Here is a 3,029-nt window from a genome sequence, read left to right on the forward strand (position 1 = left end):
GCGTCGGAACGCCGTCGCCGTGCTCCGGGCCCCGGCGATCCGGCTCGAGCGCGGGGATCGCGGACACCCGGGCGAACACCGCCTCGGGGTCGCGGTTCCAGTGCCAGTGCCAGCGGGTTCTGGCGAGACACCACAGCTTCCGGGTCGTCGACAGCGACGGCTCTGCCGAGAGCACGTCGTACTCCCGTGCACGGATCACCGTGTGGTGTTCGGCGTACAACACCGCCGCGAGCAACACCGGGAGCTGACAGTCCTCGGGCAGGTAGCGAATGCCGGCGACGCCCTCCCGGTAGAGATCCTCGGTTCGGCGCAGCTCTTCGGCCATCGCGTCCCGAAACGACTCCGAGTACTCGAGAGCCTCGATCTGGTTCTCCGGAACGTCGTGGGCCCGCAGCGTCTCCCGGGGGAGGTAGATCCGATCGCGCTCGAGGACGTCCTCGCGGACGTCCCGCAGGAAGTTCGTCATCTGGAACGCCTCGCCGAGTTTGACCGCGTGGGGGAGGGCGGTCTCGGGGTCGTCGGGCTCCATGATCGCGGTCATCATCACCCCGACGGAGGCGGCCGAGCCGCGCATGTACGTCTCGAGGTCGGCGTAGGTGTCGTACCGGTCGGTGTCGATGTCGGACTCCATCGCGTCGAGGAAGGTCTCGATCTCCTCGTCGTCGATCCCGTAGCGGTCACAGAGGTCGCGAAACGCCTCGAGAACCGGGTCGTCGGGCTCGGCGCGGCCCAGCGCCTGCGCGCGAAGCGACTCGAGTTCGGCGCGCTGTTCGGCCGCCGGGACGTCGGCCGCGTCGTCGACGATCTCGTCCGCGATACGGAAGAACGCGTACAGGACGTGGGTGGCGTTGCGAACCCGTTCGGGGAGAAACCGCGTCGCGAGGTAGAACGTCTTCCCGGTTCGCTTCTGGATCGCCTTGCTCGCGTCGATGTGTTCCTGTTGCATTTGCGACTCCAGCCGTCCGACGGTTCCCCGTCCGGGGACGCCGCCCGACGGCGATCAGGGGTAACTCATACGACAGATACGTATAAAACTACTAGGCCTCACAGGGATGGCTTTTCGCCGAATCCAGGCAAATCGGGGGCCAGAAGCGGACGATACTGCCGGATCGTCGGGCTACGTTTCGTAGCTCTCCTCGAGCAGTTCGTCCGCGAGCATCGGGATGAACGCCCCGATGTCGGTGACCATCCCGATCGCCTGGGCGCTGCCCCGGTCGAGGAGTTGCGTGACGGTGGCGGGGTTGATGTCGACGCAGACGGTCTTCGTCGTCGAGGGAAGGCAGTTGCCGACCGCGACCGAGTGCAAGAGCGTCGCCAGCATGAGCACGAGGTCGGCCTCCTGGGCCTGCTCGCGGATCGCGTTCTGGGCCTCGATCGAGTCGGTGATCGTGTCGGGCAGGGGGCCGTCGTCGCGGATCGAGCCCGCCAGCACGAAGGGGACGTCGTTCGTGACGCACTCGTACATTACGCCCTCGTCGACGACGCCCGCCGCGACGGCCTCCTCGACCCCGCCCAGACGAGCGATCTCGCTGATCGTGTAGATGTGGTGTTTGTGGCCCTTCCGGGGATGTTCCAGACTCTCGGTGTCGACGCCCAGCGAGGTGCCGTACAGGTCCCGCTCGAGGTCGTGGACGGCGAACCCGTTGCCCGCGCTGATCGCGTCGACGTAGCCCGCCCGGACGAGAGCCGCCAGCGCGTCCCGCCCGCCCGAGTGGACGATAGCCGGGCCACAGACCGCCAGCACGGTGCCGTCCTCGGCGTTGACCTCGCGCATCTCGTCGGCGATCTCCTCGATGAGCGACGCCGAGGGGCGCTCGCTCGAGACCCCACCCTGCATGAACCCGAACGAGCCGCCGCTCCCGTTGCGGGGGCGTTCGGGCGGGTCCACCCTGATCCCGGTCTCGCCGGTGACGACCAGGTCGCCCTCCTCGATCGCGTTCAGCACCTTCGTCCGAACCCGAACGCCGTCCTCGCGGTCGACGACCAGCGCGCAGTCCATTTCGACGCCCTCGACGTCGTGCCACTCGCCGTCGACGCGGACGGCCGTCGGGTGGTTCGTCGTCGAGTAGAAGTCGACCGGGACGATCCCGTCCCCCGGCGCGGCCTCGAGGGTCGCGTCCCGGGGATCGGCCACCGTCGCCCCCTGCTGGTTGAGTTCGTGGAGGATCGCCCGCAGCTCCTCCTCGGTGTCGGCCATCACCCGCAGCCGGCAGTAGGTTTCGGCGTGTTTGTGCCGGCCGACCTCGAACTCCTCGACCTCGAACTCGCCGCCCATGTCCATCACGGCCCCGAAACAGGCCCCCATCGTCCCCGAGTCGATGATGTGTCCCTCCAGTTCGACGGTTCGCGCGACAGTCATTGCCGTCCAGTTGGCGAGGGGGGACCGTCAATCTGTGCGTCTCAGCTCGCGGGGACGAACGAATCGGCCCGGGATCAAGCTATATGGGTCTCCCAGACGTACGGTATCGTATGGCATCCACACTCGGCAAGTCGCGGTGTCGAAGCTGCGGGTTCGAGGCGCCCGGCGGCGACGACGCCTGGGTTCGACTCGAGGTCCCGAAGCTCGGTCGGATGACCCAGTGTCCGGACTGTGGCAGCACCGACGTCATGACCCACCGATGACATCCTCCCCGGCGTGAACGCCGGGGTTTCCTCGCGCTGGGAGTCTCGGCTATGCCGAGTTGGTTCGAGAGAGAAAACTCTCTCGTCATCACGAGACGACTTTGTCGTCTCGAACGACCACGGAGGCAACTTGCGGGTCTGTGTGCTCCTCGTTGGGATGGGGAGAGCATGGAGACTCCAGCCAGTCGTGGCTGTCCCACTTGAGGCACACGGGCCGTGCCATCGGCCGTGCTACCGTTTCGTGCCGTTGACGAGACACCTCGTGTCTCGTTCGCCAATCAGAACTCGGAGAGTTCTGATGACGTCTCAGGAACGTCTCGCTTGCCGCGAGGTCCGCGTGGCCCTCGAAGCCGCAGGCACAGGTCAGCGTATCTTGGTGCCGCGTCGTGTCCTCGGTCGAACCGCAG

The 3,029-nt window shown here is 66.9% G+C and carries 3 protein-coding genes and 1 pseudogene; 1 reads left to right on the forward strand and 3 read right to left on the reverse strand.

Translation table 11 applies throughout. The annotated features are described in order from the left end of the window. Positions 1-946: phytoene/squalene synthase family protein (locus ACNA7R_RS19860; protein ID WP_416285273.1), on the reverse strand; the 946-nt coding region annotated here is incomplete at its 3' end. 171 nt (positions 947-1,117) lie between these two features. Continuing rightward, complete coding sequence (locus ACNA7R_RS19865) at positions 1,118-2,359, reverse strand: TIGR00300 family protein (RefSeq protein ID WP_416285274.1); 1,242 nt, start codon at positions 2,357-2,359, stop codon at positions 1,118-1,120. Positions 2,360-2,469: 110 nt separating this feature from the next. Between ACNA7R_RS19865 and ACNA7R_RS19870 the strand changes: the two genes are divergently transcribed. Next, a complete protein-coding gene (locus tag ACNA7R_RS19870) occupies positions 2,470-2,622 on the forward strand; it encodes a hypothetical protein (RefSeq protein ID WP_278293091.1) in 153 nt (50 codons plus the stop codon). A gap of 88 nt (positions 2,623-2,710) precedes the next feature. Here ACNA7R_RS19870 and ACNA7R_RS19875 read toward each other — a convergent pair. Next, positions 2,711-3,029, reverse strand: a pseudogene (locus ACNA7R_RS19875) (IS200/IS605 family transposon protein TnpB); the annotation flags it as partial.

It is taken from the genome of Natronococcus sp., from assembly GCF_047921035.1.
Lineage (GTDB): Archaea > Halobacteriota > Halobacteria > Halobacteriales > Natrialbaceae > Natronococcus.